Source organism: Pseudomonas oleovorans subsp. oleovorans, from assembly GCF_002197815.1.
In the GTDB taxonomy this organism is placed as follows: domain Bacteria; phylum Pseudomonadota; class Gammaproteobacteria; order Pseudomonadales; family Pseudomonadaceae; genus Aquipseudomonas; species Aquipseudomonas oleovorans.
This window is the reverse complement of record NZ_NIUB01000009.1, coordinates 62,048-88,154: the sequence shown is the minus strand read 5'-3', so window position 1 is coordinate 88,154 and position 26,107 is coordinate 62,048. Positions and strand designations below refer to the sequence as shown.

Here is a 26,107-nt window from a genome sequence, read left to right as displayed (position 1 = left end):
GGGTGTGACGAAGCCGAGAATTTTCCCACACTTCGACCGTTGCGTGGGTGCGATTCGTTGTTGATTCGGACTCAGCCGGGTATCTATGTCCGGCCTGGGATGGCGTCTCTGGTCGGAACCCCCGCGTCGCCTTCCTGCCTGAGTCTTTCTTGTTCCTGCGCAACGATTCGCAGGTGGCGGAGTCTGTGGTTTCCATCGACCGTGCAAGCTGTGTAGGGTTTGCAGCTCACGATGGAGGTATGAATATGGACAGAATCAGCGAGTTGGCTGAGCTACTGGGCGAGGCTCTAAAGACGCAGGGGGCTCAAGTCACCACGGCTGAGTCGTGCACGGGAGGTGGTATCGCTGAGGCCATCACGCGCATCCCCGGCTGTTCGGCCTGGTTCGAAGCCGGCTATGTCACCTATTCCAATGCACAGAAGAGCAAGCAACTGGCAGTTCCGGCCGAATTGTTCAGCAGTGTGGGCGCCGTCAGCCGCGAAGTGGTCGAAGCGATGGTGCGTGGCGCTCAAGCCAATAGCGGGGCGCGCTATGCGGTGGCTGTCAGCGGGGTGGCGGGGCCGGGCGGTGGTTCCGTGGACAAACCAGTCGGTACCGTCTGGTTGGCCTGGGGCGATGGCGAGCGTCTTTTCAGTGTGCGCAAGCAGTTCGCTGGTAACCGCGATGAGGTGCGCCGACAAACGGTCGAGGCCGCTCTGGCGGGGCTTCTGCGCCTGTTGGCGGAGGAAAATCCGCTTGTGGGGTAGGCGGGCGACTTGCCCTGTGGAATAATACTGGCTACTTATACAGTTGTCGGCGGCCCTCGAGGCCCTTGTTAATACGTGAGGATGGTAATGGACGAGAACAAGAAGCGCGCGTTGGCGGCTGCCCTGGGTCAGATCGAGAAGCAGTTCGGCAAGGGTGCGGTCATGCGCATGGGCGACCATGAGCGTCAGGCCATTCCGGCCATCTCCACCGGTTCGCTGGGGCTGGATATCGCGCTGGGCATCGGCGGTTTGCCAAAAGGCCGTATTGTTGAAATCTACGGCCCAGAATCCTCCGGTAAGACCACGCTGACCTTGTCGGTGATCGCCGAAGCGCAGAAGCTTGGCGCCACCTGTGCCTTCGTCGATGCCGAGCACGCACTGGATCCGGATTATGCCGGCAAGCTCGGCGTCAACGTCGATGACCTGCTGGTATCGCAACCGGACACCGGTGAACAGGCGCTGGAAATCACCGACATGCTGGTGCGCTCCAATGCCATTGACGTGATCATCGTCGACTCCGTGGCGGCTCTGGTGCCCAAGGCGGAAATCGAAGGCGAAATGGGTGACATGCACGTCGGTCTGCAGGCGCGCCTGATGAGCCAGGCGCTGCGTAAGATCACCGGTAACATCAAGAACGCCAACTGCCTGGTGATCTTCATCAACCAGATTCGCATGAAGATCGGTGTGATGTTCGGAAGCCCGGAAACCACCACCGGTGGTAACGCGTTGAAGTTCTATGCCTCGGTTCGATTGGACATCCGTCGTACCGGCGCGGTTAAGGAAGGTGAAGAGGTCGTGGGTAGCGAAACCCGCGTGAAGATCGTCAAGAACAAGGTCGCGCCACCGTTTCGTCAGGCCGAGTTCCAGATTCTCTATGGCAAGGGCATCTACCGTAATGGCGAGATCATCGATCTCGGCGTGCAACAGGGTCTGGTCGAGAAGTCGGGTGCCTGGTACAGCTACAAGGGCAACAAGATCGGTCAAGGCAAGGCCAATGCGGCCAAGTACCTGGAAGACAACCAGGAAGTGGCGCGCGAGATCGAAGGTCTGATTCGCGAGAAGTTGCTGGCCAGCAGTGCTCCGGCCAAGGCTCCGGCTGCCGATCTGGCTGATGCTGAAGTCGACTTCTAAGTCGTCAGAGCATGACCGTCGTACTGGATAACCCGCTCGCCGTCAGGCGGGCGGCCATGGATCTGCTGGCGCGACGTGAGCATGGGCGTGTCGAGCTTACGCGCAAGTTGCGCAAGCGTGGCGCCCCCGAGGACATGATCGACACGGCCTTGCAGCAGCTGTCAGAGGAGGGCTTGCTATCCGAGGCCCGCTATCTGGAAAGCTTCGTCGCTTATCGTGCGCGTGCTGGTTACGGTCCGCTGCGTATTCGTGAGGAGCTCGGCCAGCGTGGGCTCGCGCGTGGTGATATCGATCAAGCTCTGCATGAAAGTGGTATCGACTGGTTCGAGCAGTTGCGTGAAACCTGGCAGCGCAAGTTTGCCGGTCGGCTTCCGGGTGATGCTCGTGAGCGTGCTCAACAAGGCCGGTTCCTGGCCTACCGTGGCTATTCGCTGGATATGATTGGGCGTCTGTTGCGCGGTTGCGACGAATAGCTCGTCAGTCTGCTCAGGCTGGCTGAACGGCCAACTGACGTAGATGGCTCGGCACGTCTTGTGCGCCGGCCAGGCGCAGTCCCTCGCCAAGCGCAGTGGCTTCCTGATGCTCTTTGGGCAGGAGGAGGAACTCTGGGGTGCCGGCTTTCTTCAGTAGTGACAGGCGCGCATAGGGTATGCCGTTGTCCAGTAGCAGTCCCATGAAGCTGGGGTCGCTCCAAGCCGCTTCTGGCATGGCCAGTACGTGATAGCGCTTTTGCAGGTTGTCCAGGCCCGCTTCATTCAAACGATAGCGAACCAGATTGGCTGGCAGCAGCACTTCCAGTTCGCGTCTGCGCGCATAGGCGATTGCTCCAGCGAAGGCTTCGCCTTGCACATCCCCTGACCAGAAGGTGCGTGAGCCGCGCCAGTTGGCCTGACGCAGCTCGATCGGTTCGCCAGCGAGAAAACGCGGCAACGCCAGGCCGATGGTTTTGACGAAATCCTTGTAGCTGATGATGCGCACCTGCTTGCAGTGTTCGCTTGCTGCGTAGTCTTCGAAGCTCACGTAGCCTGGCGCAGGGCAAGGGTAGGCGAAGCCGTCGATCAGGCGCAGATCGAAAGTCTGCAGTTGCTGCATTTGCGCTTCCACTACTTGAGTCAGCGCTGAATGTGCCTGTGCTTTGTCTTCCTGTACCGGGCCGGAGAGTGCCCCGCGAGGCAGGTTGAGCAGAAGCTGCAATTGCGGGCCGTCATGCCAACCAATACTTTCGACCGCTGCAGGCAACGGTTTGAATGGCAGGCGCAGGGCGCTGGCTCTGGCGAATATCTGTCGTGAGTTGCGGCCGAGCAGACCCATGCGCTGGGCCAGGGCTGCCAGGCGGCTACTGAGAGTTGAGGATTCGGACAGGCTCATGGCCGGCAGATCGCTCCTGAAGCGTCTGCTGCAGTGTGGCAGACGCGGATGGCTATTGCCCATATAGCGTAGCGCGGGGCGGGAGTGCCTGTCGCGTTGCGGGTCTGTGGCAAAATAGCCGCATTCATTTGCGAGGGTGCCTCCATGCCTAGCTTGGTGCTGGATATTGCGTTATCGGCCGAACGATTGCAGGCCATCTATCGTGGCCAGGCCAACCGGATTATGGCGCAAAGCCGGGATGGGCGTCGCGTCAGTTTGCCGGCCCACCATCTGCGGCCGTATCTGACTCACGCCGGTATCTTTGGTTCCTTCGTACTGGAATTCAGTAACTCCGGCGAGCTGCTGAGTTTACGCCCTTTGGACTGATCTGGCGCGCTTGCCTCGCGCCGACGACGCCTGCGCGGCTATAATCGCCGGCTGCCAACCCTCTACCTGTCGAGCTGAGCCTGATCATGTACTCCCTGGCCCGCGAGCTGCTGTTCAAACTGTCCCCGGAAACCTCTCATGAGCTGTCCATCGATCTGATCGGTGCAGGTGGCCGGCTGGGGCTCAATGGCTTGCTGACCAAGGCGCCGACCAGCCTGCCAGTAAACGTGATGGGTTTGCAGTTCGCCAATCCGGTCGGTCTGGCGGCAGGGCTGGACAAGAACGGCGATGCTATCGATGGTTTCGCCCAGCTCGGCTTCGGTTTCGTCGAGATCGGCACCGTTACCCCGCGTCCGCAGCCGGGCAACCCCAAGCCGCGACTGTTTCGTCTGCCGGAGGCCGAGGCGGTGATCAACCGCATGGGTTTCAACAACCATGGTGTCGATCGCCTGCTCGAGCGGGTCAAGGCAGCTAAGTTCAAGGGTGTGCTGGGTATCAATATCGGCAAGAACTTCGATACGCCAGTCGAGCGGGCGGTGGACGATTACCTGGTCTGCCTGGACAAGGTGTATGCCCATGCCAGCTACGTTACGGTCAACGTCAGCTCACCTAATACGCCGGGGCTGCGCAGTCTGCAGTTCGGCGATTCGCTGAAGGAGTTGCTCGAGGCGCTGCGTCGTCGTCAGGAGGATCTGGCTCAGGAGCACGGTAAGCGCGTACCGCTGGCGATCAAGATCGCCCCGGACATGAGTGACGAAGAAACCGCGCTGGTGGCATCAGCGCTGCTGGGCGCAGATATGGATGCGGTGATCGCCACCAATACCACGCTCAGTCGCGAAGGTGTCGAAGGTCTGGCCCATGGGGATGAGGCCGGCGGCTTGTCGGGCGCGCCGGTACGCGACAAGAGTACGCATATCGTCAAGGTGCTGGCGGGTGAACTGTCAGGTCGTTTGCCGATCATCGCGGTCGGCGGTATTACCGAGGGCAAGCATGCAGCAGAGAAGATCGCGGCCGGGGCGAGCCTGGTGCAGATTTATTCGGGATTCATCTACAAGGGGCCGGCGCTGATTCGCGAGGCAGTGGATGCGATTGCCGCGCTGCGCAAATAAGCCGCTTAAATGAATAGGGCTCCCGAAGGAGCCCCTGGGCTTGCGCCCGCCGCCCGGAGGGGGTCGGCATGGTGAAGTCGGGTGTGATCCTGATCAGCCGACAGCGTGAAGTTCGTTGAGTCGATGAATACCGGCCGTACCGGTCAGCCCATCCCAGTTGTCACCACGGCCCTCACGCCAGCCATTGAGCCAGGCCTGACGAACCGAAGGTAGGGTAAAGGGGCAGAGTTCGCGGGATTTACCATTGATGCCGTACTGATAACCGCGCAAAAAAGCTCTTTCTAACGGATCACGCTTAAGTCTTCTCATAGGGTGTTGCCCTCACTGTTGACTGTTATGTCCCGTTGGCCTTGTGGCAAGGCCGGGCAGACGTTCTATCTGCCAACGAAAGTCCACTGCCGGCGTGGCGAACTTTCTGCGCCTTCGCCGTTGCAGCGAAAGCTCTAGGTAGTGTTCTAACGAATGCACCGAGGCCTGTGAATGATCGATTTGTCATAAGGGCGTAACCTAAATGCAGGTGAGGCCATAAGGGCGCTGGAGATACGTCCAGCACCTTTCAGCCAGACGCCGTCGTATCTGGCTATGCGAGCCGATACCGTCATTTTGATACTGCAAATGAGAGTGCTTACATATTCCGACGAAGGGTCGCGCTGTGACTTTTTGTCACTTATTTTGAGTCGAGGTGCATCGCTGTACCTCCCTGATTGCCATAGGCAGTGGAACATCCATGTCTGAACGTTACGAAATCGTACTGACCTGCCCCAAAGGGCTTGAAGGCCTGTTGCTGGAAGAGGCCAAGGCGCTGGGCCTGGAGGAGGTGCGCGAGCAGACTGCTGCAGTACGTGGCCATGCCGAGATCGAAGTGGCCTATCGCCTGTGCCTGTGGTCGCGCCTGGCCAACCGCGTGCTGCTGGTGCTGTCGCGCTTTGCCATGAACAACGCCGACGAGCTTTATGACGGCGTGCAGGCAGTAGACTGGCGCGACCATCTGGAGTCGTCCGGCAGCCTGGCGGTGGAGTTCAGTGGCAATGGTTCGGGCATCGACAACACCCACTTCGGCGCGCTCAAGGTCAAGGACGCGATCGTCGACCGCCTGCGCACGGCCGGGGGCGAACGGCCCAGCATCGACAAACTCAATCCTGATTTGCGCGTGCACCTGCGCCTGGATCGCGGTGAGGCGGTGCTGTCCCTGGACCTCTCCGGCCACAGCCTGCACCAGCGTGGTTACCGCCTACAGCAGGGAGCGGCGCCGCTGAAAGAGAACCTGGCGGCGGCAGTGTTGATCCGTGCCGGTTGGCCACGCATTGCTGCCGAGGGTGGCGCCTTGGCCGACCCGATGTGTGGTGTGGGCACCTTTCTGGTAGAGGCAGCGTTGATGGCTGCCGATATCGCCCCCAATCTCAGGCGTGAGCGTTGGGGGTTTTCCAACTGGCTCGGCCATGTGCCGGCCATCTGGAAAAAACTGCATGCCGAGGCTGAAGCACGCGCTGCGGCCGGCCTGACCAAACCACCGCTGTGGATTCGTGGTTATGAAGCCGACCCGCGTCTGATTCAGCCAGGGCGCAACAACGTCGAGCGCGCCGGATTGTCCGACTGGGTGAAGATCTATCAGGGTGAACTGGGCAGTTTCGAGCCGCGCCCGGATCAGAATCAGAAAGGTCTGGTGATCAGCAATCCGCCCTACGGCGAACGCTTGGGCGACGAAGCCAGCTTGCTGTACCTCTACCAGAACCTCGGCGAGCGCCTGCGTCAGGCCTGCCTGGGCTGGGAGGCAGCGGTATTCACCGGCGCGCCCGAATTGGGCAAGCGCATGGGTCTGCGCAGCCATAAGCAGTACGCGTTCTGGAACGGCGCACTGCCCTGCAAACTGCTGTTGATCAAGGTGCAGACCGAGCAGTTCGTCACCGCCGAACGGCGTGCGCGCGAGGACGATCAGCAGCCAGCGAACGAGGCGCCGCAACAGGCGCGCCTGTCCGAAGGCGGGCAGATGTTCGCCAACCGCCTGCAGAAGAACCTCAAGCAACTGGGCAAATGGGCGCGTCGTGAGGGGGTCGAATGCTACCGCCTGTACGATGCCGATATGCCCGAGTATGCCGTGGCGGTCGATCTGTACCGCGACTGGGTGCACGTACAGGAATATGCCGCGCCACGTTCGGTCGACCCGGACAAGGCCCAGGCGCGGCTGCTCGATGCCTTGGCCGCAATCCCACAGGCGCTGGGCGTGGCGCAGAGTCGCGTGGTGATCAAGCGCCGTGAGCGCCAGACCGGTACCAAGCAGTATCAGCGTCAGGCCGCGCAGGGCGAGTTCATGGAGGTGAATGAAGGCGGGGTCAAGCTGCTGGTCAACCTCACCGACTATCTGGATACCGGGCTGTTCCTCGATCACCGTCCGTTGCGCCTGCGTCTGCAGCGCGAGGCCGCTGGCAAGCGCTTCCTCAACCTGTTCTGTTACACCGCGACGGCTACCGTGCATGCGGCCAAGGGTGGTGCGCGCAGCACCACCAGCGTGGATCTGTCGAAAACTTACCTGGACTGGGCGCGGCGTAATCTCGCGCTCAACGGTTTTTCCGACAAGCACCGTCTGGAGCAGGGCGACGTGATGACCTGGCTGGCAGAGGATCGCGGTGAGTACGAGCTGATCTTCATCGACCCGCCGACTTTCTCCAACTCCAAGCGCATGGAAGGCGTGTTCGATGTGCAGCGTGACCACGTCGAGTTGCTCGACCTGGCCATGGCGCGCCTGGCCCGTGGCGGTGTGCTGTATTTCTCCAACAACTTCCGCAAGTTCCAGTTGGATGAAAGCCTGCTGGCGCGCTACCAGGTCGAAGAGATCAGTGCGCAGACGCTGGACCCGGACTTCGCCCGCAACCCGAAGATCCACCGCGCCTGGCGTTTCACTGCACGCTGACAGCGTAGCCTGGATGCAATCCGGAGCTCAGGTTCAAAAGAGCCCCCTGGATTACATCCCCGGGCTACAGCGTGGTCAGCGTTTGGGCTGCTTGTAGGTTTCCAGCAGCACCTGATCGAGGATCGAGGTGGCGCCCCAGGGTTTTGGGTCGTTGAGGATGGCCACCACAGCCCAGTCCTGGCCGTTGCTGTCGCGGCTGTAGCCGGCAATGGCGCGCACGTTGTTCAGGGTGCCGGTCTTGATGTGCGCCTCACCCACCAGCGGCGTGCGCTGCAGGCGCCGGCGCATGGTGCCGTCCATTGCCACCAGTGGCATCGAGCTGCGGAACTCGGCAGCGTAAGGGCTGCGCCAGGCCGCCTGGAGGATCAGCGCCATTTCCCGTGCGCTGATGCGTTCGGCGCGCGACAGGCCGGAGCCATTCTCCATCACCAGATGCGGCGCCGTGATGCCCTTGCGGGCTAGCCAACTGCGAATGACGCGCTGTGCGGCCATGGCGTCATCCTTGTCGGCTTCGGTACGGAACTGTGCGCCGATGCTGAGAAACAGCTGCCGAGCCATGGTGTTGTTGCTGTACTTGTTGATGTCGCGGACGATCTCCACCACATCCGGGGAGAAGGCGCGTACCAGCATGCGGGCTTTTTCCGGAACAGGGCCCAGACGGTCCTTGCCAAGAATCTTGCCGCCCAGCTCCTGCCAGATACCGCGTACCGCGCCGGCGGCGTAGCTGGGATGGTCGAGCAGCGACAGGTAGGTCTGCGCACTGCAGCCTTCAGCCAGTTGGCCGCTGACGATCAGGGTCGTGCCGTCGTACTGCTCCACCGCGTTGTAGCGGATATCGGGCCAGGCCGGACAGGTTGCAGCCTTGAGCACGCGAACCTGATTGTCGATACGGACAGTGGCGATTGGCGGGTCCATGGCGATATGCGCCTTGCCGCCTTCGGCGCGGGTGATGAAACGCTGCGCCTTGAGGTTGATCAGCAGGGAGTCGGGTTTGACCAGGAAGGGTTTGTTGGCATCGCCACCGTCATCATTGAACGCCGGCAACTGCGGGGCCACGAAGAAGCTGCGATCGAGCACCAGGTCGCCTTGAACCTGGCGCACGCCGTTGATGCGCAGATCGCGCAGCAGCAGCCAGAGTTTCTCCATGTTCAGTTTCGGGTCGCCGCCACCCTTGAGGTAGAGGTTGCCATGCAGTACACCATCCTTCAGCGGGCCGTCGGCATAGAACTCGGTCTTCCATTGATGGTTGGGCCCCAGCAATTCCAGAGCGGCATAGGTGGTCACCAGCTTCATGGTGGAGGCCGGGTTGACCGAGATATCGGCATTGAACTGCAGGCCGCCAGCTTGTCCGCCCAGAGGCACGGTCATCACCGACAGCGAGTTGTTGGAAATCTTGTTGGCCTTCAGCGCCTGCTCGACCTTGGCAGGGAGTGCGGCGTTGGCAGCGTGGCAGGACAGGGCGAGGGGGAGAAGCAGGGCGCTCAGCGCCAGATGGCGAAACCGCTGAATCATCGACAGGAACCTTCCGCAGTCAGGCGGGAGTGACGTGGGAGACAGACAAACGACAGTCCGACTCGGGGAAAAGTTGCCGGCATTATGCCGCAAGATTCTGCTCGCAGTCGGCCCCGCCGGGTTAAAAACAGTCACTGCAAACAGCTGGCGTTCAACATGTTCGAAGGGCCGGCAGGACGATACAATACGGGCGCTCTGGCGGCGAAACTGCTAGAGTGCCGCGCGTTATTACCTTTGAGGATTGTTTCATGGCGACCAACCGTTCCCGCCGTCTGCGCAAGAAGCTCTGTGTCGATGAATTCCAGGAGCTGGGCTTCGAGCTGACCCTGAACTTCAAGGCCGACTTGAGCGACCAGACCCTCGACGATTTCGTCGATCAGTTCCTCGATCAGGCCATCGCCGGCAATGGTCTGGATTACGTAGGTAGCGAAGACTTCGGTCTGGTCTGCCTGGCCAAGCGTGGCTCGGTCAACGAGGAGCAGCGTGCTGCCGTCGAGGCCTGGCTGAAAGGCCGTGACGAACTGGAGAAGTTCGAACTCAGCCCGTTGCAGGACGTCTGGTACCCGGAAAACCCGATCAACCAGGCTTGATCGCTACTCGGCGCTGGGTTCTCTGGCGCCGCCTCAGCTTTTGGCTGATCCAGGCCATAGCCTGATATCTGACTGCAGGAGCGGCTCTGCTCTCGAGTCGAAGCGTTGATCAACGTTTCGCGAGCAGAGCTCGCTCCTACAGCACTCCTGCCTTTTCCAAGACCATCTGTTCGTCCACCTGATCGATCTGTTCGGCCTGCATGAAACGCTCGGCGTAGCGCCGGTAGATGCCTGCGCGAATGAACAGAGCGAACAGCTGCGGGTCGATGTGCGCGTCCTTGCACATGCCGACCATGATGTTCAGCGCCTCCGACAGCGTCTTGCCTTTCTTGTAGGGGCTATCCACCGCCGTCAGTGCTTCGAAGATATCGGCGACTGCCATCATGCGTGCCGGCAGGCTCATCTGTTCGCGCGTCAGGCGTTTGGGATAGCCCGTGCCGTCCATCTTCTCGTGGTGCCCGCCGGCGATCTCGGTGACATTCTGCAGATGCTTGGGGAAGGGCAGGCGGTCGAGCATCAGGATGGTCTGCACGATATGGTGGTTGATGATGTAGCGCTCTTCGGCCGTCAGCGTGCCGCGGGCGATGCTCAGGTTGTGCAGTTCGCCACGGTTGAATTTGTATTGCGGCACTTCCAGCTTGAAGCCCCAGCGATTGTCTGGCGCGATCACCTCCTGGTCGGCGCGCTCGATCAGATGGTCGAGGCGGTCAGCGAGCAGCGGCTCCTCCACCGGCAGGCTGCTGGGGGCCGAGTGTTCCAGGCGCCTGGCTTCCTCCCAGGAAACGCCCAGGCGATTGTCCAGTGTGCGTAGCCAGCGTCGCTCGGCGATCTGCTTGAGGCGAGTCTGGTCGTCATCGGCCATGGCCTCGCCACCCAGATTGATGCGCGCGATGAAGGCGAATTCGTCGTCCAGATCGCTCAGCAGCTGGTCGCGCAGAGCCGCCAGTGCGCTTTCTTCAGCACCTTCGGCACGACCACGCCAATAGGCGACCCAGGCATCGCGCTTGAGTACCTCGAAGCGCATGCGTATTTCGTGGATGCGGTCGTACAGGGTTTCCAGCTTGGTCGCCTTGTCCACCACGTACTCGGGGGTGGTGACCTTGCCGCAATCGTGCAGCCAGGCGGCGATATGCAGCGCCTCCCACTCCTCGTCGCTGGGGTTGTAGTCACGAAACTCAGGGGCGTCGCTCTCGGCCGCAGCACGGGCGAGCATCAGGGTGATTTCCGGTACGCGCTGACAGTGGCCGCCGGTATAGGGACTCTTGGCGTCGATAGCGCCGGCGATCAGCTGGATGAAGGCATCGAGCAACTGCTTCTGCCTGGCCAGCAGACGCTGGCTCTCGATGCACAGCGCGGCACTGCCTGAGACGGCATCTACGAAGGCGACACGGTCGGGGCTGAGCATGCTATCGCTGTTCTCGCCGGTGTCACGTTGCAGCAGCACCAGCACGCCGACGGTGTCGCCCTGGCGGTTATGCAGGCCGGCTGCAATCAGGTGCAGGCGTGGACTGTCCATGGCCGACAGCAGCCCTTGAAATTTACCCGCCTGATCGCAGCCGATGGAGGTGGCGATGCTGTTACCACCGCTGGCCGGGCGTTGTAACCAGGTGGGCAGGGTTGGGTCGTCATGGACCAGGCCGTGGATGCCGAGGTCGGCGAGATTGCGGCTCTGACCGTCGAGGATCAGTCCATGGGGCTCCAGGCGTCCGCTGTGGTTGTCCAGCAGGTAAAGCAGGCCGCCCTGGGCCGCGCTGATGGAGACGGTGGCGTCCATGACGCGCTTGATCAGCGCGTCGAACTGGGTTTCCGCCGAGAGGCTGGCGGCGATGTCGAGAAAGCTCGACAGGGTGTCCTTCATGCTGCTCATCGACACTGCTAGCTGGTCGACCTCGAGAATCGGCGAGCGACCGCTGGCCGGATGGGCGAAGTCGAAACGGCGGATGGCCAGCGCCTCCTGCACCAGGCTACGCAGCGGTTTGACCACCAGACGTGAAGTCAGTCAGCCCAGCGGCAGGCACAGCAGCAGGGTGGTGAGAGTGATCAGCGCGCCCTGCCAGCGGATGCGATAAGCCTCTGCCAGCAGCTCTTGCTCGGGCACCAGCAGGGCCAGATGCACCCCTGTGGGCCGCCCTCCTGAATGTGCCGGTGAGCCATGGCCCAACGCTGCTTGGCCAGTTCGACGATGCCCTCGTCTCGTTCGTTCAGTTGGCCGGACAGCAATTCGCCCAGGGCCGGATTGAGCTCGCGGACCTTGACCAGCGATACCTTGCCGTCGACCTCCTTGAGCAGGCGGTTGCTCTCGGGGTAGGCCACGGCATTGCCGTCGTTGTCGGCGAGTACTACCTGACTGTTGGGGGTGACGCGGTGGCTGGCCAAGGTGGCCGAGAGATCGTCGAGCGTCAGGTCGGCGCCGATCACGGTGGTCAGGCCGCTGCGCCTGGCCAATGTGGTGCCGATTTCCTGGGTGGAGAAGAACAGATAGGGCGCGGTGGTGATCTGTCCACCATCGCCGCGCGCGCGCTTGAACCAGTCGCGCTGCCTGGGATCGTAAGGCTCGCTGAGTTTCTGCCGGCGGCTGAGCGGGTTCAGTGAGCCGTCATAGAACAGGTAATCGCTGTCGGTCCCGGCGCTGCTGCGGTCGATGGCCCAGACCTGATAAGCCGCTTTGTTCGGCGCGTTGAGGCGCTGCTTGAGCATGTCGCTGCGCAACGGTCTGACCATGAAGAAGTCGCCATCCTCATAGCCAAGATAGATCGAGGCCAGTTTGGGGTTGTCGCGCAGGGCCTGAACGAACAGCGGCAGCATTTCCAGGCGTTCATCGAGCGTGTCGGCCTCGGTGGCCGGGTGCAGCGCCAGCAGGCTGAGCAGGTGGCGTATGGGGCGGTAGGTATTGTCCAGATCTCTCTGTACGTCGTGCTGGATGCGCTCGAAGAGTGTCGAACTGCTGGAGAAGATCAGCCGGCTGGTCTGCTGGTAATTGAACAACCCGAGCACGGCACCGGTGAACAGCAGCAGAAGCGTGAACAGGACACTGATATGAACGTGCAGGGGGAAACGGCGTTCTCTGGGAGCGGCGGTATTGAGCATCGCACTTCACTCCTTGCGGGCGCTGCAGGCTTGAACAGCATAGTGAAGAGTGGGCGAATCTGCCGAAAAGTTATAAAGGCTGCCGAGAATTGTCCGCGGCTTTGCTCGGTTTGTTCAGTCGCAGGCGCAAGCCATGAACCAGAAGCGCCACGGTCAGGCTCAAGGCCACGCCGATCAGCGCGTTGAGCAGGCGCACCTCCGCCAGGTGCCAGTCCTGAGCAAGGCTCTCGGCCAGGAGCACGAAGCACAGGCTGGTCTGCAGCACGAACAAGCCGTAGTGATTGGCCTGCAGCGCACGGCTGAGAATCACCAGCACCAGCAAGGTGATGACCATCGTCGGGGGGCTTTGCAGGCTGTGACCGAAGACGATCAGCAGGCCGGCGGCAGCGAGGCTGGCCAGGCTCGCTTGCAGCGCTCGAACCAGGCTGCCCTGGAATTCCAACTGTAGCGTGGTGATGACGGTCAGCGTCAGCCAGTAACCCCGCGACAGGCCGGCCAGATTGACGATCAGCCCTGACGCGGCAAAAGCCAGCATGCAGGCCAGGGCATGCAGACGCCATTGCTGACGAGGCAGGCGCTGCGCGTGGCGCTTGAGTACCTTGAGAATGGCCAGGAAGCGCGGCATGTAGGGCCACATGCGCAGGCCGTGCAGGCCACGCAGGCCGAAGGCCAGCAGCATCACCCAGAGCCCGCCGAGAATGAACAGCATGGCCACCGCATAAGGGTTGTGCAGGTTGCCGATGCCGAACTGACCCTGGCCAAGGCACAGGCAGATGCTCAGGCCGATACCCAGCTTGCCGGCTTCGCTGCCGAAGCGTTGCAGCCAGGCCAGCAGCAGGCCGAAAGCAGCGAAAATGCCCAGGCTGAGCAGGGGGTGACTAGCCGCCCAGAAACCGAGGCCGGCGCTGCAGGCACCCAGGCCCGTGAGCAGCAGCATGCGCAGCATGCCGAAGCGGTGCAGCGGATTGGCCTGAGCGGCCTGAAAGGCGCCAGCCGAGGCCCAGAGAAAACCACTGTGAGCGGTGAACAGGCCGAGCACCAGCGGCAGGGCACAACCCAGCCCGGCGACCACGGCAGGGCCCCAGGCCGGCGGGCCGGCATGCCAGGTGAAACTGTTGCGAATCAGGTTCTTCATGCGCTGTTTTCGTCAGATCGGGCTCGAACGGCCCGTCATTTCCCTCGCCATTTCCGTAGCGTAGCTGTCCGTCATGCCGGCGATGAAATCGATCACCCGCATGAACGAGCGATACAGGGGCCAGCCGGGTTCAGGCGCGTAGTAGCTGAGCAGGTCGAGGATGCGCCGGTGCTTGAACGAGAGCGCACGCCCACTGTGCAGCTCCAGTGCTGCACCGCAGAAGGCGTTGAGGAGAATTTCCAGCGTGGTGTAGGCGCCGATTTCATGCAGCGTCTTGCGCTTGTCGTGGAAGATCTTCTCGCGTGCCAGTGACTTCGCGCTCTGCACGCAGTGCTTGGCCGCGCCGTGCATGTGCTCGACCAGATCGCCCTGCAGGCCACCACCCAGCAGGGCGTGCTGTTGCTCGACGAAGGCGCCGGCCGCGGCGTTGGTCAGGTGTTCGATGGCCTTGCCGCGCAGGATCGCCAGCTTGCGTCGGCGTGAGTCCTTGGGGCCGAGCTGGCGATAGGTTTCCGGCAGATCATCGCCCACCAGGTCGAGCAGCAATGCCTCCACTTCGGTGTAGTCGAGCAGTTCCATCTCCACGCCGTCTTCCAGGTCGATCAGGCCGTAGCAGATGTCGTCCGCCGCTTCCATCAGGTAGACCAGCGGGTGACGCGCCCAGCGCTGCGTTTCCAGTTGCGGCAGTTCAAGCTTGGCGGCGATCTGTTCGAGTAGCGGCAGCTCGCTCTGGTAGCAGCCGAACTTGTGTTTCTTGTAGCCCTGTGCGTCCGCATGGCGGGCCGTCCAGGGGTACTTGAGGTAGGTGCCGAGGGTGGCGTAGGTCAGCCGTGTACCGCCGTCGAACTGGTGGTACTCCAGCTGGGTGAGCACGCGAAAACCCTGGGCGTTACCTTCGAAATTGAGAAAATCGGCGCGTTCGGCATCGCTCATCGCATCCAGCCAGCCGCGTCCGGCGGCCTGCTGAAACCAGTGGCGAATGGCGTCTTCGCCGGAGTGGCCGAACGGCGGGTTGCCTATGTCGTGGGCCAGGCAGGCGGACTGCACCACCATGCCCAGGTCGCTTGGCGTGCACCAGTGGGGTAGGTCGTCACGCAACATCTCGCCGACGCGCATGGCCAGCGAACGGCCGACGCAGCTGACTTCCAGGGAGTGGGTCAGGCGGGTGTGGATGTGGTCGTTGCTCGACACCGGGTGCACCTGGGTCTTGCGTCCCAGGCGGCGGAAGGCACCGGAGAAGATGATGCGGTCATGGTCCTTGTGGAAAGGACTGCGTCCCAGTTCTGCAGAGCTGGGTGCAGGTTTACCGAGACGTTCGCGGGTGAGCAGGGTGTGCCAATCCAAGGCCTATCCTCGCCAAGTTGATCCAGGCCTCCTAGCTTCGGCGTTCGCGCAACGCAGCGCAACCCGAGGCAAGGATGATGATTAATGGGTAGTCAATAAATTGTCTTTTCTGCATATGCTTAACGATTATATTGGACTTGTTTGTAAGAAAGTGACATGTATTTGACTGTTTGCGATTGGCGAGTTTAAGTGACACCTGTGGTTGCTTGTTATTTGACGGAGTGTGGTGAAGGAGAGGGCTTCGCATACCGGCAGTAGAGGTTGCTGGGGTGAACGTCATGGACAGCTTGCCATTGTGCCGGACCATGCACCCCGTATCAGCGAGGCGCAGCTGCCACGCCTTCATTGTTCATCTACCTATTTCCCGTGCACCGACCTTGCTGGAGCCGAGTCGACTCGCTCTGGCGTGCTGGCCCTATGGGCTGTCTGGTCGTTGGTAGTAGTCTCGGTCTGGAGGCCTCAGTCGAGTCGACCGTTTTTCAGACGACGTGCGTATATCGTCCGTGTGCGGGTTAACGCATGGGAGCTGTACAGCGTGGATGACGGCTAGGATCACCCCGTCCATATCCATTTCGAGGAGGGCTGTCTGCTGAGCAAGACCACCGATGGCAGGAATGTGGCGATTGCTGCGCATGAGAAGGGACGCAAGGACGTATTCAATATCACTGATCGTACTGTCCTTCGCGTGCTGATACGTTTTCGCGACTACAAGGGCAAGTACGTGATGCACTGCCACAACCTGATCCACGAAGACCACGCCATGATGCTGCGTTTTGACATCGTCTGAGCCAGCCGGAGGTTTGCCATGAATACGCGAAGAAAGGTACTGGCAGAGCTGGGCGTCGCTGTGTTCGGCTGGGCCGCCTGGCGCTCGGGCAGCAGCGTGCAGCAACCGGCTGCGCCGCTGGCCGGGGTGGGCGGTACACGCTTTCCCAATGTCCCGCTGCTGACCCACGAGGGGCGTGAAGTGCGCTTCTACGACGACCTGGTGCGTGGCAAGGTGGTGGCGATCAATATGATGTAGGCCCAGTGCAGCAACAGTTGTCCGGCTACCACCGCCAACCTGCGTCTGGTGCAGGAGATGCTCGGCGAGCGCGCCGGGCGCGATGTGCACCTGTATTCGCTGACGCTGCAGCCGGAGCTGGACAGTCCCGAGCGTTTGCGCGAGTACGTCGAGCGTCATCATATCGGTCCCGGCTGGCAGTTTCTCACCGGCGCGCGCGCCGATATCGAACAACTGCGCCGCGCCCTGGGTTTCTATGACGTCGACCCGGTGGTGGACCTCAACGATCTGAGTCATACCGGCATGCTGCGCATCGGCAACGACGCACTGGACCGCTGGACCATGGCGCCGTCGCTGACTGATGCCGCGCAGATACTGCCCACCATCAATCATGTCGACAGCAAGGTGGTGCACACCGCCTATCGCCCGAGTGACGCACCTGCCGAGCAGTTAGCGCAGGCGTAGACGTTCTACTTGCACACGGCCGCCGGCATCGAGGCGGCCGCGTACCTGCACGTAGGCGCCGGGGTGCGGCGCATCGTCCAGGCGCGTGCGCGCGTCGATCAGTAGCGCCAGACCGTCCAGCCTGCCGGCATCATCCAGGCGGCCATGCAGACGTACTCGGGCGTCCACCGGCACGGTTGCTGGCTGCCCGGCAGCGTGCGCCTTGTTCGATCCAGGCCACGATCAGATCGATTTCCGCATCGGTGAGATAGGGCAGGGCCGTCGTACGGCATGCGCGGTCGCGCCTGGCCGCGAATACGCCGCACCAGCTCGCTGGCTACAGGGTTGCCGGGCACCACGCGGGCGCGCTCGCCGCTGGCCAGCGGTCGCTGCGTAGGATGACAGTAGATAACCCTCGGGAACCGCGCCCATCAAGCCGCTGGCGGAATGGCAGGTAGCTCAGCGGCGCAGCAGGATAGCTTCGACGTGTCGGTAGTCGACCACCTCGTCGAGGCTTGGGACGGCGGCGGCAGGCCGGGTCATGCTTTCGTTGCCTGCTGGCAGGTCGGCGTTTATCCAGCGTTCGACCATGGCGATCTCGGCGGCTTCGAGAAATGGCGGGCCGCTCAGCGGCATGCGCGGTTGGCTGCTGCCCGTCAGGCGGCGCAGCAGCTCGCTGCCGGCAGCATCGCCAGCGTGGACCACCGGCCCGCGCTGGCTGCCGCGCAACAGATTTTCCAGGCTGTCCAGGCGCAGGCCCAGCGGGGCCTGCGCGCCGCTGTGGCAAACCAGGCAGCGGTTGGCCAGTAGCGGAGCGATGTCGTCGTGGTAGGTCGGGGATGCGGCGGCCAGCACACTGGCGCTGAGCAGCAGTAGGGTGAGCAGGCGCAGGGCTAGCCAGAGCATAAGCGCAGCCTCGAAGACTGGGGCAGATCATTCAGCCGTTCGGCGCGAGGCTTCTGTGGGCACGGATGTATCCGAGGTGCGTCTGGCTCGAGGCGCGCCTTGTTCGACTGTGCCGAGAGAAGTCCGATAGCCTGTTGCTAAGCCTAGCTGCGTACTCAGAAACCGGCGGCGTCGATGTCCACCAGCAGTAGGCGACGACCATTGTCGATGAACTGCCCGGCGGTCAGGCAGTACTGGTTGGTGGTGGCGTCGCGGTAGGTGGTGGAGAGCGTCAGGCGCCGCTCTTCCCAGCCTTCGGCCAGCAGTTGATAGAAGTAGGGGCGCCATGACCAGTTATGCCCAAGGTAGCGTTCATCGGCCTGCCAGATGTTCTGGCGCCACTGCAGGTTGGGTGTGAGCTGGGTGCCGTGGCGGTCGCACTGATAGATGCGCAACAGCCAGGGATAGTTGTCCGGCGCCTCAAGGCTCGTTGCCGGGGCGCCGCTTTCGGCCCAGAAGCGGAGTTCGGACATCAATTCGGCCAGTTGCTGGCGCAGGCTGACCAGGCGCGCGCGCTCGGCGAGTTTCTGCTGTACATAGCTGTCACGCAGGCGCGCGAAACGGCCGACGAAGGCGTCGCTGGCGAACAGTTCCTCCTCCGGCCTGGCGAACAGGAACCCCTGGATGTAACGGGCGCCGCACTCCAGGGCGAAGTTCAACTCGGCTTCGGTTTCCACCCCTTCGGCGATGATCCAGCAACCGGTCTTTTCGGCCATCTGGGCCAGCGCCTTGACCACTTCGCCGCTAGGGCCGCCGCGAGCGGCTTCCTTGAACAGGCGCATGTCCAGCTTGAGGATGTCCGGTTGCAGTGCCAGCACGCGGTCGAGCTGCGAATAGCCAGCGCCGAAATCGTCGATAGCGATGCGCGCGCCAGCGTCGCGGTAGCGCGCCACCACGTCGGGTAAGCGCTGGCTGGCACCGCCCAGCTCGGTGATCTCGAAGACGATGCGCGCAGGGTCGATACCGCTACGCTGCAGTTGAATCAGGCTGGGCAGTGGCTGTGCCGGGCGCAGGCGGCTGATCCAGCGTGGTGAAATGTTCAGGCTCAGGAACCAGTCCGCCGGAGCCTGGTGGAAGCGCTGCAGGGCATCCTCGCGTACCTGGCGGTCGAGGCGGCGCAGGGCTGCTGGCGGTGTTTTCGGGTCGGCGAACAGCGGCCCGGCCGAGCGCACCTGGCCCTCGGCATCGCGTAGTCGCGCCAAGGCCTCGACGCCTGCGATTCGGCCGGTGGCGGTGTCGATAAAGGGTTGGAAGACGGCAAAAGGCAGTCCGTCGATCACCTGGGATTTCCTTAGCGCTCAGCGGTTGAGCCACCAGATGGTGGCAGAGTGGCTCAACCTAGCAAGATCGCGGCCAGCCCAGGTCTAGATCAATCAGCGTTTCAGTCGATGCCGCTTTGCCGACGCCGAAGTAGTGGCGCAATGATCAATGCCAGGCGCAACCAGCGACGCCAACCGCGTTTACCGCCGAGCAGTCCGGCCAGTGTCAATGCGCCGCCAGTGAGCAAAAAGGGTGCATTGCCCTGGCGCAGCCGCTGCCCGTACTCGCGTACCTGTTGCAGTGGATGAGTGATCTGCAGGATTTCATGCCGCAGTTCCTGGCGATGCATTTCCAGGCGCATGCGCAGCACGGCTTTACGAAGTTCACGGCGCGAGGCGCCTGGAGGCAGGGTCGGCGTCATGGCAGCAGTTGCTCGCGGTCACGTTGCAGTTCTTCAAGGCTGGCGCTGAACGGCGGCTCGGCGTTGCGCAGACTGGTCAGCAGCCAGGCGCCGCAGCCGAGCAGACCGAAGCCGTAGAACAGGCACAGGCCGGTGGCGACTGCCAGGCGGTGCGTATCCCAGTAGACGATCAGCAGCAGAGCGGACAGACCTATCAGCAGGAGCAGGGCGAAGGCCAGGCACAGACCGCCAAGGAGCAGCGCACGCAGTGCCTGGTCGCGTTGGTCTTCGAGTTCATGGGCCAGCAGCGCCACGTGGCCCTGGAGCAGGCCCAGCAGGGCTGCTCCCAGGCGCCGTGGCGAGGGGCCGTTGGACATGGGCGCTGTCAACGGCGGCTGATCAGCAGGCCGAGCACCAGGCCGATAGCGGCCGACAGGCCGAGCGCCTGCCACGGGTGTTTGTGCACGTAATCCTCGGTGGCGTCGACGGCGATCTTGCCCTGTTCGCGCAGGCCGGACTCGGCTTTGTGCAAGGTGTCACGGGCACGGTCAAGACTGCTGCGAATGTCATCGCGCAGCGCTTCGGCCTGTTCACCAGCCAGGCTGGCGGAATGTTGCAGGAGCTTCTCGGTGTCGCTGACCAGAGCCTGGAATTCATCCAGCAGGGCGTCCTTGGTGCTTGGAGTAGCGGCTTTGCGTGGCATGGTGAGCAGTCCTCTGCGTTGGGTATGTACTGTTTACGAGTGCTATGCAGCGTGAGGGTTCCGCAAGAATAGTCGTGAAGTGACCGGTTTGGTGTTTGGTATAGCGATTGCATTTTGCTGGTGCGCGAAGGTCGCGAAATGCCCTGTGATGGGGCCTTCTCGATGCGGCTCAGGATGGTCAATTTCGCGCATAGCCATTTGATTAACAAGAAATAAGCATCGATCAGTCGATCTTTGGTGGCGCCATTTTGGGGCCGCCAAACGGCACTTTTCGAGGGCGCGCTGCATGTGCTGGCTGCATTGTGTTCGTAGCCCGGGCTGTTCTGGCTTGCTCGCCTCTCCCGCTTGCGGGAGAGGGGCCGGGGGGGAGGGCGCTAAGGCTCAGCCGCGCAGCGTCTGCACCGCGATGCCGGGGAAGTCGGTGATGATGCTGTCGACACCGAAGTCGGCCAGGCGGCGCATCAGCGCCGGCTCGTTGACCGTCCATACCGACACGTGCAGTCCTTGCTTCTGCGCCTTGAGCAGGCGCTCCGGGGTGCACAGCGTCCAGTTCAGCGCCAGCAGGTGGCAGTCGTAATGCGCCGCTACTTTCAGTGGGTCGAGCCAGGCGTACTCGGCAACCAGACCGAGCTGCAACTGCGGGGTCAGTTCGCGCGCGGCCTTGAGTACCTCCCGCGAGCTGGAGGTGATGGTGATCTGCTCACGCAGGCCGAAGCGCTCGACCAGCTCCGAGATGGCCAGCACGGTGCGCGCGGCGCGCACTTTCGAGGCGCTTTTCACCTCCAGCTGCCAATGCTCGAACTTGCACTGCTGGAACAATTCTTCCAAGCGCGGAATGGGGCAGGGGCGCACCCAGCCTGGGCCGCCCTTGCGTGCATCGTATTTGATCAGCTCGGCGGCGTCGTGTTCGACCACCTTGCCGCGCAGACCGGTGGTGCGCTTGAGCGTCGGGTCGTGGATCACCATCAGTTCGCCGTCGCGCGACAGATGCAGATCCAGCTCGCAGCGGTCGACGCCGTGTTCCAGGCAGCGCTGGAAACTGGCCAGGGTATTTTCCGGGGCTTCGCCCTTGGCGCCGCGATGGCCGTAGATGAGAGTCACTGTTACTCCTTGGCGGTGTCGAGGTGACGTGGCTGGTGATGGCGCACGCTGTTGATCACGTGATCGTATTCGAAATAGACGCTGAAATCGCGGTAGTCCCAGCGTGTGATCGGCGGCTGGCCGACGGGCTTGTGCTCTTCATCGGGCAGGCCGAAACGCTCCAGTACCGCACGCTTGGACTGGCCTCTATGCGGCAGGTTGCTGGCGTCGAGATCGGCACCCTGGCTGCCCAGGGGAATGGTCAGGGTGTCGGCCAACAGAGCAGTAGGGGCGAGTAGGGTGAGGAGCAGTGCGAGACGATACATGGCGGTTCCTTGGCGAGTGTCATTCGCGGGCTTGGCGACGCTCCAGAGCCTGCTTCTGCAGGATATGCCGAGCCAGTAACTGGCGCTGTGCGTCGGTCAACGCTTCGAACTCGGTGCCGATCTCGAATTGGCCGTCCGCGCGTTGGCTGCAGTGCACCACCTGACCACGCAGCAGGAGGCCGAGTGCTTGTGGCATAAGCACCATCTTGATCGCCAGATGGCTGCCCGGCGCCACGGGCTGGGCGTTATTGAAGCTGATACCGCCTTCGGACAGCGATACCTGGCGCGGTGCACCGATGTCCCGTAGCAGGCTTTGCGCCACAGCCTGGCCGAGCAGGTCGATGCGTTTGTTGATCACCTTCAGGTAGTTGGCCAGGGTACGGTCGCGCTCAGTGATATGGCGCAGCAGATGCTGGGATTCGAAGTCCATCAGGTGCAGGTCGCTGAGCAGGTTGAACAGCGGCGATGGATCGTGGAGCGCGTCGCTGGCATGGGCCTCGGCCCCCGACAGCAGGCTGAATTCCAGTGCGATCGTATCGTCGATACGATAGTATTCGCGGCGATCATCTACATCGTTAGTCGACATGGCGAACCCATGAAAGCGGTGGTGGTCGAAGACCCTGTTGAAAGTCTCGCGAACTGGATGCGTGCCAGGCAAGTGTCGTCGAACAAGCCTCGGTTACGAATGGTAAACGAGCATTGCTCGCTTCGCTCGCCCCTTCGGGGCCACACTGAAGCGCGCTGGTCATAAGCGACTTTCCAAGTGTCTTTAACGCAGCATGCCCGATACGCAGCAGGCTTTGAGTTGCTTCTGAGTGTAAGGCTGCTGACCTGGCCCTGCCACAAGGACGTTTTTTCTTTTCCCGAATCTCTCCGACATGTTCAGACCTCTGTTCGTATTCATCGGTACGCGCTACACGCGGGCCAAGCGTCGCAACCACTTCGTCTCCTTCATTTCCCTGACGTCCATGCTCGGCCTCACCCTCGGGGTGATGGTAATGATCCTGGTGCTGTCGGTGATGAATGGTTTCGACCATGAAATGCGCACTCGGGTGCTGGGGATGATTCCTCACGCCACGGTCGAATCGCCGACCCCGGTCAGCGACTGGCCGGCATTGGCGCGACAGGTCGAGCGCCATCCGCGCGTCGAGGCGCTGGCACCCTTCACTCAGATGCAGGGCCTGCTGACACACGACGGCAAGGTGCAGAAGGTGCTGATCAATGCCATCGATCCTGAGCAGGAACGCAAGGTGTCGATCATCGACGGTTTCTTCCAGCAGGGCAGTCTCGACAGCCTGCAGCCTGGCGATTTCGCCATGGTCATCGGCGACAAGGCGGCGGCCAAGCTGGGCCTGAAGCTGGGTGACAAGGTCACCTTCGTCGCGCCTGAAGTCACGGTAACACCCGCCGGCATGTTCCCGCGTCTGAAGCGCTTTACCGTGACCGGCATCTTCCACGTCGGCGCCGGCGAGATCGACGGTGCACTGGCTCTGGCCAACATCAGTGACCTGGCGCGCCTGCAGCGCTGGAAGCCGGATCAGGTGCAGGGCTTGCGCCTGAAGTTCGATGATCTGTTCCAGGCACCGCGCAGTGCCTGGGAGATCGCCCAGACTCTCGACGGCGATTTCTATGCCCGCGACTGGACCCGTACCCACGGCAACCTTTACCAGGCCATTCGCATGGAGAAGACCATGATCGGTCTGCTCCTGCTGCTGATCGTCGCGGTGGCCGCGTTCAATATCATTTCCACCCTGGTGATGGTGGTGACCGACAAGAAGGGCGACATCGCCATCCTGCGCACCCTCGGCGCCACGCCGCGGCAGATCATGGCCATCTTCATGGTACAGGGCACGGTGATCGGTGTGGTCGGCACCTTGATCGGCGCCGTGCTGGGGATTCTCGCAGCGCTCAACGTCAGCAGCCTGATCGCCGGCATCGAACGTCTGCTGGGCATCAAGTTTCTCAATGCCGATGTCTACTTCATCGATTACCTGCCCTCGCAACTGCAGAGCGCCGACGTGGTGATGGTCTGTACCGCGGCGTTGCTGCTGAGCTTCTTCGCCACCCTGTATCCAGCCTGGCGCGCTGCGCGTACCCAGCCGGCCGAGGCCCTGCGCTATGAGTGAGTCCATGAACCAGAACGCCATGAAACAGCACAATGCCGTGCTCAGCTGTCGCAACCTGAGCAAGCGTTACGACGAGGGCCCCGAGTCGGTGGTGGTGCTCGATGGTCTGGAACTGGAGCTCTTGCCCGGTGAACGTGTGGCCATCGTCGGCAGCTCCGGTTCCGGCAAGAGCACCCTGCTGAACATGCTCGGCGGCCTGGATACGCCCAGCGAGGGCAGCGTCTGGCTGGCCGGCGAGCAACTCTCGGCGCTGAGCGAGACCGCTCGAGGTCTGCTGCGCAACCGCGCGCTGGGCTTTGTCTACCAGTTTCACCACCTGCTGGCCGAATTTACCGCGCTGGAAAATGCCTGCATGCCGCTGCTGATCGGCAAGACGTCGATCAGCGAAGCGCGTGACCGTGCCACCAAGCTGCTCGAGCGAGTCGGGCTTGGGCATCGTCTCAATCACAAACCGTCCGAACTGTCCGGTGGTGAGCGTCAGCGCGTGGCCATTGCCCGTGCCCTGGTCAACCGCCCAGGGCTGGTGCTGCTCGATGAGCCCACCGGTAACCTCGACCAGCACACCGCTGAAGGCATTCAGGAGCTGATGCGCGAACTCAGCCGCGACTCCAACACCGCGTTCCTGGTGGTGACCCACGACATGCAGCTGGCCCGCCAGATGGATCGCGTGCTCAGCCTGCAGGACGGCAAGCTGGTGACCCTCTGATGTTTCGTCCGCTGAGTATCTTTATCGGCGCTCGCTACACACGGGCCAAGCGCCGCAACCATTTCATCTCCTTCATTTCGCTGACTTCGATGATCGGCCTGGCGCTTGGTGTGCTGGCGATGATCGTGGTGCTGTCGGTAATGAACGGCTTCCAGAAGGAAATGAGCTCGCGCATTCTCGGCATGGTGCCGCACGCCATGCTCTACGGCGCCGAGCCGGTCGCCGACTGGCGCGCCCTGGCGGACAAGGCCATGGCCAATCCGCAGGTACAGGCCGCGGCGCCTTATGCCGAGCTGGAGGGCATGCTCTCGCATCGCGGGCTGATGCAGCCGATCCAGATCCACGGCATCGACCCAGTGGAGGAGGGCAAGGTATCGATCCTGCCCGAGCACATCCGTCAGGGCAGCCTGAACAATCTGCAGCCGGGTGAGTTCGGCGTGGTGATCGGTGATATCACCGCGCGCCGCTTCGGCCTGCAGGTGGGCGACAAGCTGACCCTGATCATTCCCGAACTGAGCAGCGCGCCTGGTGGCGTCACCCCGCGCATGCAGCGTTTGAACGTGGCTGCGGTGTTCAAGGTCGGTGCCGAGCTGGACAGCTCGCTGGCCCTGATCAACGTCGTCGACGCCGCTGCCATGCAGCGACTCCCGGAAGGCACGGTGCCGGGCATTCGCCTGGCGCTGAAAGACCTCTACCAGGCGCCGCAGGTATCCAAAGCGCTGGTCGCCGAACTGGGTGCCGGTTACCGCGCCGATGACTGGACCCACACCCAGGGCAGCCTGTTCAGCGCAATGAAGATGGAAAAGACCATGATCGGTCTGCTGCTGCTGCTGATCGTCGCTGTGGCGGCGTTCAACATCATCGCCACGCTGATCATGGTGGTCGCCGACAAGGGCGGCGACATCGCCATTCTGCGTACCCTGGGCGCCACACCCCGGCAGATCATGGCGATTTTCATGGTGCAGGGTTCGGTGATCGGTCTGGTCGGTACGTTGATCGGCACGGCGCTGGGTGTGTTGGCAGCGCTCAACGTCAGCGCACTCGTGGCCTGGCTGGAGTCGTTCGCCGGTCAACAGGTGATGAGCTCCGATGTGTATTTCATCAGCAGCCTGCCGTCTGATCTGCAGTGGCTGGACGTGGCGCTTATCTGTTCGGCGGCATTGATCCTGAGTTTCCTCGCCACGCTCTACCCCTCATGGCGGGCGGCGCAAGTGCAGCCGGCCGAGGCGCTACGCTACGAGTAAGAACGAAAAAGCCGTCGACTTTGACGGCTTTTTCTTTTCAGTGGCGCTCCAGGCGGCGCTTTTCCTGACGCTTGCGCCAGCTACGCTGTACCCACCAGCGCCAGTAGAGCATGCTCAGCACGTAGCCCAGTATCGCGAGGATGACCCCCGCGACGAAGGAACCCAGGTACAGCGGCTTCCACAGCACCGCTACCTCGGCCGTGATCCATTCCAGGCTCAGCGTCTCCGGCATGCGCACCGGCGGTGTCTGCATGATCCACGCGCCCAGTTTGTAGGTGCAGTAGAAAATCGGTGGCATGGTGATGGGATTGGTCAGCCAGACCAGACCGATGGAAATCGGCAGGTTGGCGCGCAGTGGAATGGCCACGGCAGCGGCGGCCAGCATCTGCATGGGCATGGGAATCATCGCCCAGAACAGTCCGATGGCCATGCCTCGCGCTACCGAGTGACGATTGAGATGCCACAGATTGGGATCGTGAATCAGCTTGCCGAGAAAACGCAGGGACTTGTTACCCTTGATGCTGTCGGGGTCGGGCATGTAGCGTTTGAATAAGCGACGCGGCATGAAGAGTCT

The 26,107-nt window shown here is 62.3% G+C and carries 26 protein-coding genes and 2 pseudogenes; 12 read left to right on the top strand and 16 right to left on the bottom strand.

Annotated features, from left to right (window positions below; translation table 11 throughout):
- Window positions 1-245 precede the first annotated feature (245 nt).
- From PSOLE_RS07430 to recX, 3 genes are all read left to right on the top strand, one after another.
- The gene (locus tag PSOLE_RS07430; RefSeq protein WP_074855923.1) at window positions 246-746 is read left to right on the top strand and encodes a CinA family protein; all 501 of its coding nucleotides are present in this window, start codon (window positions 246-248) and stop codon (window positions 744-746) included.
- Between the two features lie 87 nt (window positions 747-833).
- The gene (gene recA, locus PSOLE_RS07425) at window positions 834-1,877 is read left to right on the top strand and encodes a recombinase RecA (protein ID WP_074855925.1); all 1,044 of its coding nucleotides are present in this window, start codon (window positions 834-836) and stop codon (window positions 1,875-1,877) included.
- 11 nt (window positions 1,878-1,888) lie between these two features.
- Window positions 1,889-2,350, top strand: coding sequence for a recombination regulator RecX (gene recX, locus PSOLE_RS07420; RefSeq protein ID WP_074855928.1), 462 nt, complete (start codon window positions 1,889-1,891; stop codon window positions 2,348-2,350).
- A 13-nt stretch (window positions 2,351-2,363) separates the two neighbouring features.
- Here the strand turns inward: recX and PSOLE_RS07415 are convergent, their stop codons facing one another.
- The gene (locus tag PSOLE_RS07415) at window positions 2,364-3,245 is read right to left on the bottom strand and encodes a DUF6685 family protein (RefSeq protein WP_074855930.1); all 882 of its coding nucleotides are present in this window, start codon (window positions 3,243-3,245) and stop codon (window positions 2,364-2,366) included.
- 144 nt (window positions 3,246-3,389) lie between these two features.
- Between PSOLE_RS07415 and PSOLE_RS07410 the strand changes: the two genes are divergently transcribed.
- Both PSOLE_RS07410 and PSOLE_RS07405 read left to right on the top strand, forming a co-directional pair.
- Window positions 3,390-3,611 (top strand): DUF2835 domain-containing protein, encoded by a 222-nt coding sequence (locus PSOLE_RS07410; RefSeq protein WP_003462010.1) that lies wholly within the window; start codon window positions 3,390-3,392, stop codon window positions 3,609-3,611.
- Window positions 3,612-3,697: 86 nt separating this feature from the next.
- On the top strand, window positions 3,698-4,720 hold the full coding sequence (locus tag PSOLE_RS07405) for a quinone-dependent dihydroorotate dehydrogenase (protein WP_074855931.1): 1,023 nt from the start codon (window positions 3,698-3,700) through the stop codon (window positions 4,718-4,720).
- A gap of 93 nt (window positions 4,721-4,813) precedes the next feature.
- On the opposite strand, the gene rmf is transcribed toward PSOLE_RS07405, so the two are convergent.
- Window positions 4,814-5,029, bottom strand: coding sequence for a ribosome modulation factor (rmf, locus tag PSOLE_RS07400; protein ID WP_003244273.1), 216 nt, complete (start codon window positions 5,027-5,029; stop codon window positions 4,814-4,816).
- A gap of 418 nt (window positions 5,030-5,447) precedes the next feature.
- Between rmf and rlmKL the strand changes: the two genes are divergently transcribed.
- A complete protein-coding gene (rlmKL, locus tag PSOLE_RS07395) occupies window positions 5,448-7,628 on the top strand; it encodes a bifunctional 23S rRNA (guanine(2069)-N(7))-methyltransferase RlmK/23S rRNA (guanine(2445)-N(2))-methyltransferase RlmL (protein ID WP_074855933.1) in 2,181 nt (726 codons plus the stop codon).
- 75 nt (window positions 7,629-7,703) lie between these two features.
- Here the strand turns inward: rlmKL and dacB are convergent, their stop codons facing one another.
- Window positions 7,704-9,140: a D-alanyl-D-alanine carboxypeptidase/D-alanyl-D-alanine endopeptidase gene (gene dacB, locus PSOLE_RS07390; RefSeq protein WP_003462004.1), complete on the bottom strand. Its 1,437-nt coding sequence runs from the start codon at window positions 9,138-9,140 to the stop codon at window positions 7,704-7,706.
- Window positions 9,141-9,388: 248 nt separating this feature from the next.
- On the opposite strand from dacB, the gene PSOLE_RS07385 reads away from it, so the two are divergent.
- Window positions 9,389-9,730: a YggL family protein gene (locus PSOLE_RS07385; protein WP_003462002.1), complete on the top strand. Its 342-nt coding sequence runs from the start codon at window positions 9,389-9,391 to the stop codon at window positions 9,728-9,730.
- A 136-nt stretch (window positions 9,731-9,866) separates the two neighbouring features.
- On the opposite strand, the pseudogene PSOLE_RS07380 reads toward PSOLE_RS07385, so the two are convergent.
- The 3 genes and pseudogenes from PSOLE_RS07380 to PSOLE_RS07370 form a co-directional block, all read right to left on the bottom strand.
- Window positions 9,867-12,817 (bottom strand): annotated as a pseudogene (locus PSOLE_RS07380) (HD domain-containing phosphohydrolase).
- A 70-nt stretch (window positions 12,818-12,887) separates the two neighbouring features.
- Complete coding sequence (locus PSOLE_RS07375) at window positions 12,888-13,952, bottom strand: FUSC family protein (protein ID WP_055985186.1); 1,065 nt, start codon at window positions 13,950-13,952, stop codon at window positions 12,888-12,890.
- A gap of 12 nt (window positions 13,953-13,964) precedes the next feature.
- Entirely contained in the window at window positions 13,965-15,296 is a 1,332-nt protein-coding gene (locus PSOLE_RS07370) for a deoxyguanosinetriphosphate triphosphohydrolase (protein WP_074855936.1), read from the bottom strand.
- Between the two features lie 565 nt (window positions 15,297-15,861).
- Here PSOLE_RS07370 and PSOLE_RS07365 point away from each other — a divergent pair.
- A complete protein-coding gene (locus PSOLE_RS07365; RefSeq protein ID WP_255312120.1) occupies window positions 15,862-16,083 on the top strand; it encodes a multicopper oxidase domain-containing protein in 222 nt (73 codons plus the stop codon).
- Between the two features lie 18 nt (window positions 16,084-16,101).
- A pseudogene (locus PSOLE_RS07360) lies at window positions 16,102-16,764 on the top strand (SCO family protein).
- Here the strand turns inward: PSOLE_RS07360 and PSOLE_RS24610 are convergent.
- The 9 genes from PSOLE_RS24610 to PSOLE_RS07320 form a co-directional block, all read right to left on the bottom strand.
- Window positions 16,750-16,932: a hypothetical protein gene (locus tag PSOLE_RS24610; protein WP_241198158.1), complete on the bottom strand. Its 183-nt coding sequence runs from the start codon at window positions 16,930-16,932 to the stop codon at window positions 16,750-16,752. The pseudogene PSOLE_RS07360 and the gene PSOLE_RS24610 sit on opposite strands and share 15 nt — an antisense overlap.
- Window positions 16,933-17,202: 270 nt before the next feature.
- Window positions 17,203-17,649 (bottom strand): c-type cytochrome domain-containing protein, encoded by a 447-nt coding sequence (locus PSOLE_RS24605; protein WP_003461995.1) that lies wholly within the window; start codon window positions 17,647-17,649, stop codon window positions 17,203-17,205.
- A gap of 155 nt (window positions 17,650-17,804) precedes the next feature.
- Complete coding sequence (locus PSOLE_RS07350) at window positions 17,805-18,968, bottom strand: EAL domain-containing protein (protein WP_074855938.1); 1,164 nt, start codon at window positions 18,966-18,968, stop codon at window positions 17,805-17,807.
- Window positions 18,969-19,069: 101 nt separating this feature from the next.
- Window positions 19,070-19,369, bottom strand: a complete 300-nt coding sequence (locus PSOLE_RS07345) for a hypothetical protein (RefSeq protein ID WP_074855940.1) — start codon at window positions 19,367-19,369, stop codon at window positions 19,070-19,072.
- On the bottom strand, window positions 19,366-19,725 hold the full coding sequence (locus PSOLE_RS07340) for a phage holin family protein (protein ID WP_021489776.1): 360 nt from the start codon (window positions 19,723-19,725) through the stop codon (window positions 19,366-19,368). Before PSOLE_RS07340 ends, PSOLE_RS07345 begins: the two co-directional genes overlap by 4 nt.
- 8 nt (window positions 19,726-19,733) lie before the next feature.
- Entirely contained in the window at window positions 19,734-20,051 is a 318-nt protein-coding gene (locus PSOLE_RS07335) for a DUF883 family protein (protein ID WP_003461988.1), read from the bottom strand.
- A gap of 381 nt (window positions 20,052-20,432) precedes the next feature.
- Complete coding sequence (locus PSOLE_RS07330; RefSeq protein ID WP_003461985.1) at window positions 20,433-21,152, bottom strand: glycerophosphodiester phosphodiesterase; 720 nt, start codon at window positions 21,150-21,152, stop codon at window positions 20,433-20,435.
- Window positions 21,153-21,154: 2 nt separating this feature from the next.
- Window positions 21,155-21,457, bottom strand: coding sequence for a phosphodiesterase (locus tag PSOLE_RS07325; RefSeq protein WP_074855942.1), 303 nt, complete (start codon window positions 21,455-21,457; stop codon window positions 21,155-21,157).
- A gap of 19 nt (window positions 21,458-21,476) precedes the next feature.
- Complete coding sequence (locus PSOLE_RS07320) at window positions 21,477-22,043, bottom strand: PilZ domain-containing protein (RefSeq protein ID WP_003461983.1); 567 nt, start codon at window positions 22,041-22,043, stop codon at window positions 21,477-21,479.
- A 292-nt stretch (window positions 22,044-22,335) separates the two neighbouring features.
- Here PSOLE_RS07320 and PSOLE_RS07315 point away from each other — a divergent pair, with 292 nt between their 5' ends.
- Genes PSOLE_RS07315 through PSOLE_RS07305 form a run of 3 tightly spaced genes read left to right on the top strand, consistent with a single transcriptional unit; the run spans window position 22,336 to window position 25,533 of the window.
- Window positions 22,336-23,583, top strand: coding sequence for a lipoprotein-releasing ABC transporter permease subunit (locus tag PSOLE_RS07315; protein WP_003461982.1), 1,248 nt, complete (start codon window positions 22,336-22,338; stop codon window positions 23,581-23,583).
- 4 nt (window positions 23,584-23,587) lie between these two features.
- Window positions 23,588-24,289 (top strand): lipoprotein-releasing ABC transporter ATP-binding protein LolD, encoded by a 702-nt coding sequence (gene lolD, locus PSOLE_RS07310; protein WP_074855944.1) that lies wholly within the window; start codon window positions 23,588-23,590, stop codon window positions 24,287-24,289.
- Window positions 24,289-25,533, top strand: a complete 1,245-nt coding sequence (locus tag PSOLE_RS07305; RefSeq protein WP_074855946.1) for a lipoprotein-releasing ABC transporter permease subunit — start codon at window positions 24,289-24,291, stop codon at window positions 25,531-25,533. The genes lolD and PSOLE_RS07305 overlap by 1 nt, the downstream gene beginning before the upstream one ends.
- Window positions 25,534-25,570: 37 nt before the next feature.
- Here the strand turns inward: PSOLE_RS07305 and PSOLE_RS07300 are convergent, their stop codons facing one another.
- Window positions 25,571-26,098, bottom strand: coding sequence for a DUF2062 domain-containing protein (locus PSOLE_RS07300; RefSeq protein ID WP_074855948.1), 528 nt, complete (start codon window positions 26,096-26,098; stop codon window positions 25,571-25,573).
- Between the last annotated feature and the right edge of the window lie 9 nt (window positions 26,099-26,107).

Coding starts and splice junctions, on each gene's coding strand:
- dacB (WP_003462004.1), bottom strand. CDS start 9,140: ATGATTCAGCGGTTTCGCCATCTGGCGCTGAGCGCCCTGCTTCTCCCC.
- PSOLE_RS07415 (WP_074855930.1), bottom strand. CDS start 3,245: ATGAGCCTGTCCGAATCCTCAACTCTCAGTAGCCGCCTGGCAGCCCTG.
- PSOLE_RS07345 (WP_074855940.1), bottom strand. CDS start 19,369: ATGACGCCGACCCTGCCTCCAGGCGCCTCGCGCCGTGAACTTCGTAAA.
- PSOLE_RS07315 (WP_003461982.1), top strand. CDS start 22,336: ATGTTCAGACCTCTGTTCGTATTCATCGGTACGCGCTACACGCGGGCC.
- PSOLE_RS07340 (WP_021489776.1), bottom strand. CDS start 19,725: ATGTCCAACGGCCCCTCGCCACGGCGCCTGGGAGCAGCCCTGCTGGGC.
- PSOLE_RS07335 (WP_003461988.1), bottom strand. CDS start 20,051: ATGCCACGCAAAGCCGCTACTCCAAGCACCAAGGACGCCCTGCTGGAT.
- PSOLE_RS07385 (WP_003462002.1), top strand. CDS start 9,389: ATGGCGACCAACCGTTCCCGCCGTCTGCGCAAGAAGCTCTGTGTCGAT.
- PSOLE_RS07430 (WP_074855923.1), top strand. CDS start 246: ATGGACAGAATCAGCGAGTTGGCTGAGCTACTGGGCGAGGCTCTAAAG.
- PSOLE_RS07410 (WP_003462010.1), top strand. CDS start 3,390: ATGCCTAGCTTGGTGCTGGATATTGCGTTATCGGCCGAACGATTGCAG.
- PSOLE_RS07320 (WP_003461983.1), bottom strand. CDS start 22,043: ATGTCGACTAACGATGTAGATGATCGCCGCGAATACTATCGTATCGAC.
- rlmKL (WP_074855933.1), top strand. CDS start 5,448: ATGTCTGAACGTTACGAAATCGTACTGACCTGCCCCAAAGGGCTTGAA.
- PSOLE_RS07405 (WP_074855931.1), top strand. CDS start 3,698: ATGTACTCCCTGGCCCGCGAGCTGCTGTTCAAACTGTCCCCGGAAACC.
- PSOLE_RS07300 (WP_074855948.1), bottom strand. CDS start 26,098: ATGCCGCGTCGCTTATTCAAACGCTACATGCCCGACCCCGACAGCATC.
- lolD (WP_074855944.1), top strand. CDS start 23,588: ATGAACCAGAACGCCATGAAACAGCACAATGCCGTGCTCAGCTGTCGC.
- rmf (WP_003244273.1), bottom strand. CDS start 5,029: ATGAGAAGACTTAAGCGTGATCCGTTAGAAAGAGCTTTTTTGCGCGGT.
- PSOLE_RS24605 (WP_003461995.1), bottom strand. CDS start 17,649: ATGCTCTGGCTAGCCCTGCGCCTGCTCACCCTACTGCTGCTCAGCGCC.
- recA (WP_074855925.1), top strand. CDS start 834: ATGGACGAGAACAAGAAGCGCGCGTTGGCGGCTGCCCTGGGTCAGATC.
- recX (WP_074855928.1), top strand. CDS start 1,889: ATGACCGTCGTACTGGATAACCCGCTCGCCGTCAGGCGGGCGGCCATG.
- PSOLE_RS07325 (WP_074855942.1), bottom strand. CDS start 21,457: ATGTATCGTCTCGCACTGCTCCTCACCCTACTCGCCCCTACTGCTCTG.
- PSOLE_RS07375 (WP_055985186.1), bottom strand. CDS start 13,952: ATGAAGAACCTGATTCGCAACAGTTTCACCTGGCATGCCGGCCCGCCG.
- PSOLE_RS07305 (WP_074855946.1), top strand. CDS start 24,289: ATGTTTCGTCCGCTGAGTATCTTTATCGGCGCTCGCTACACACGGGCC.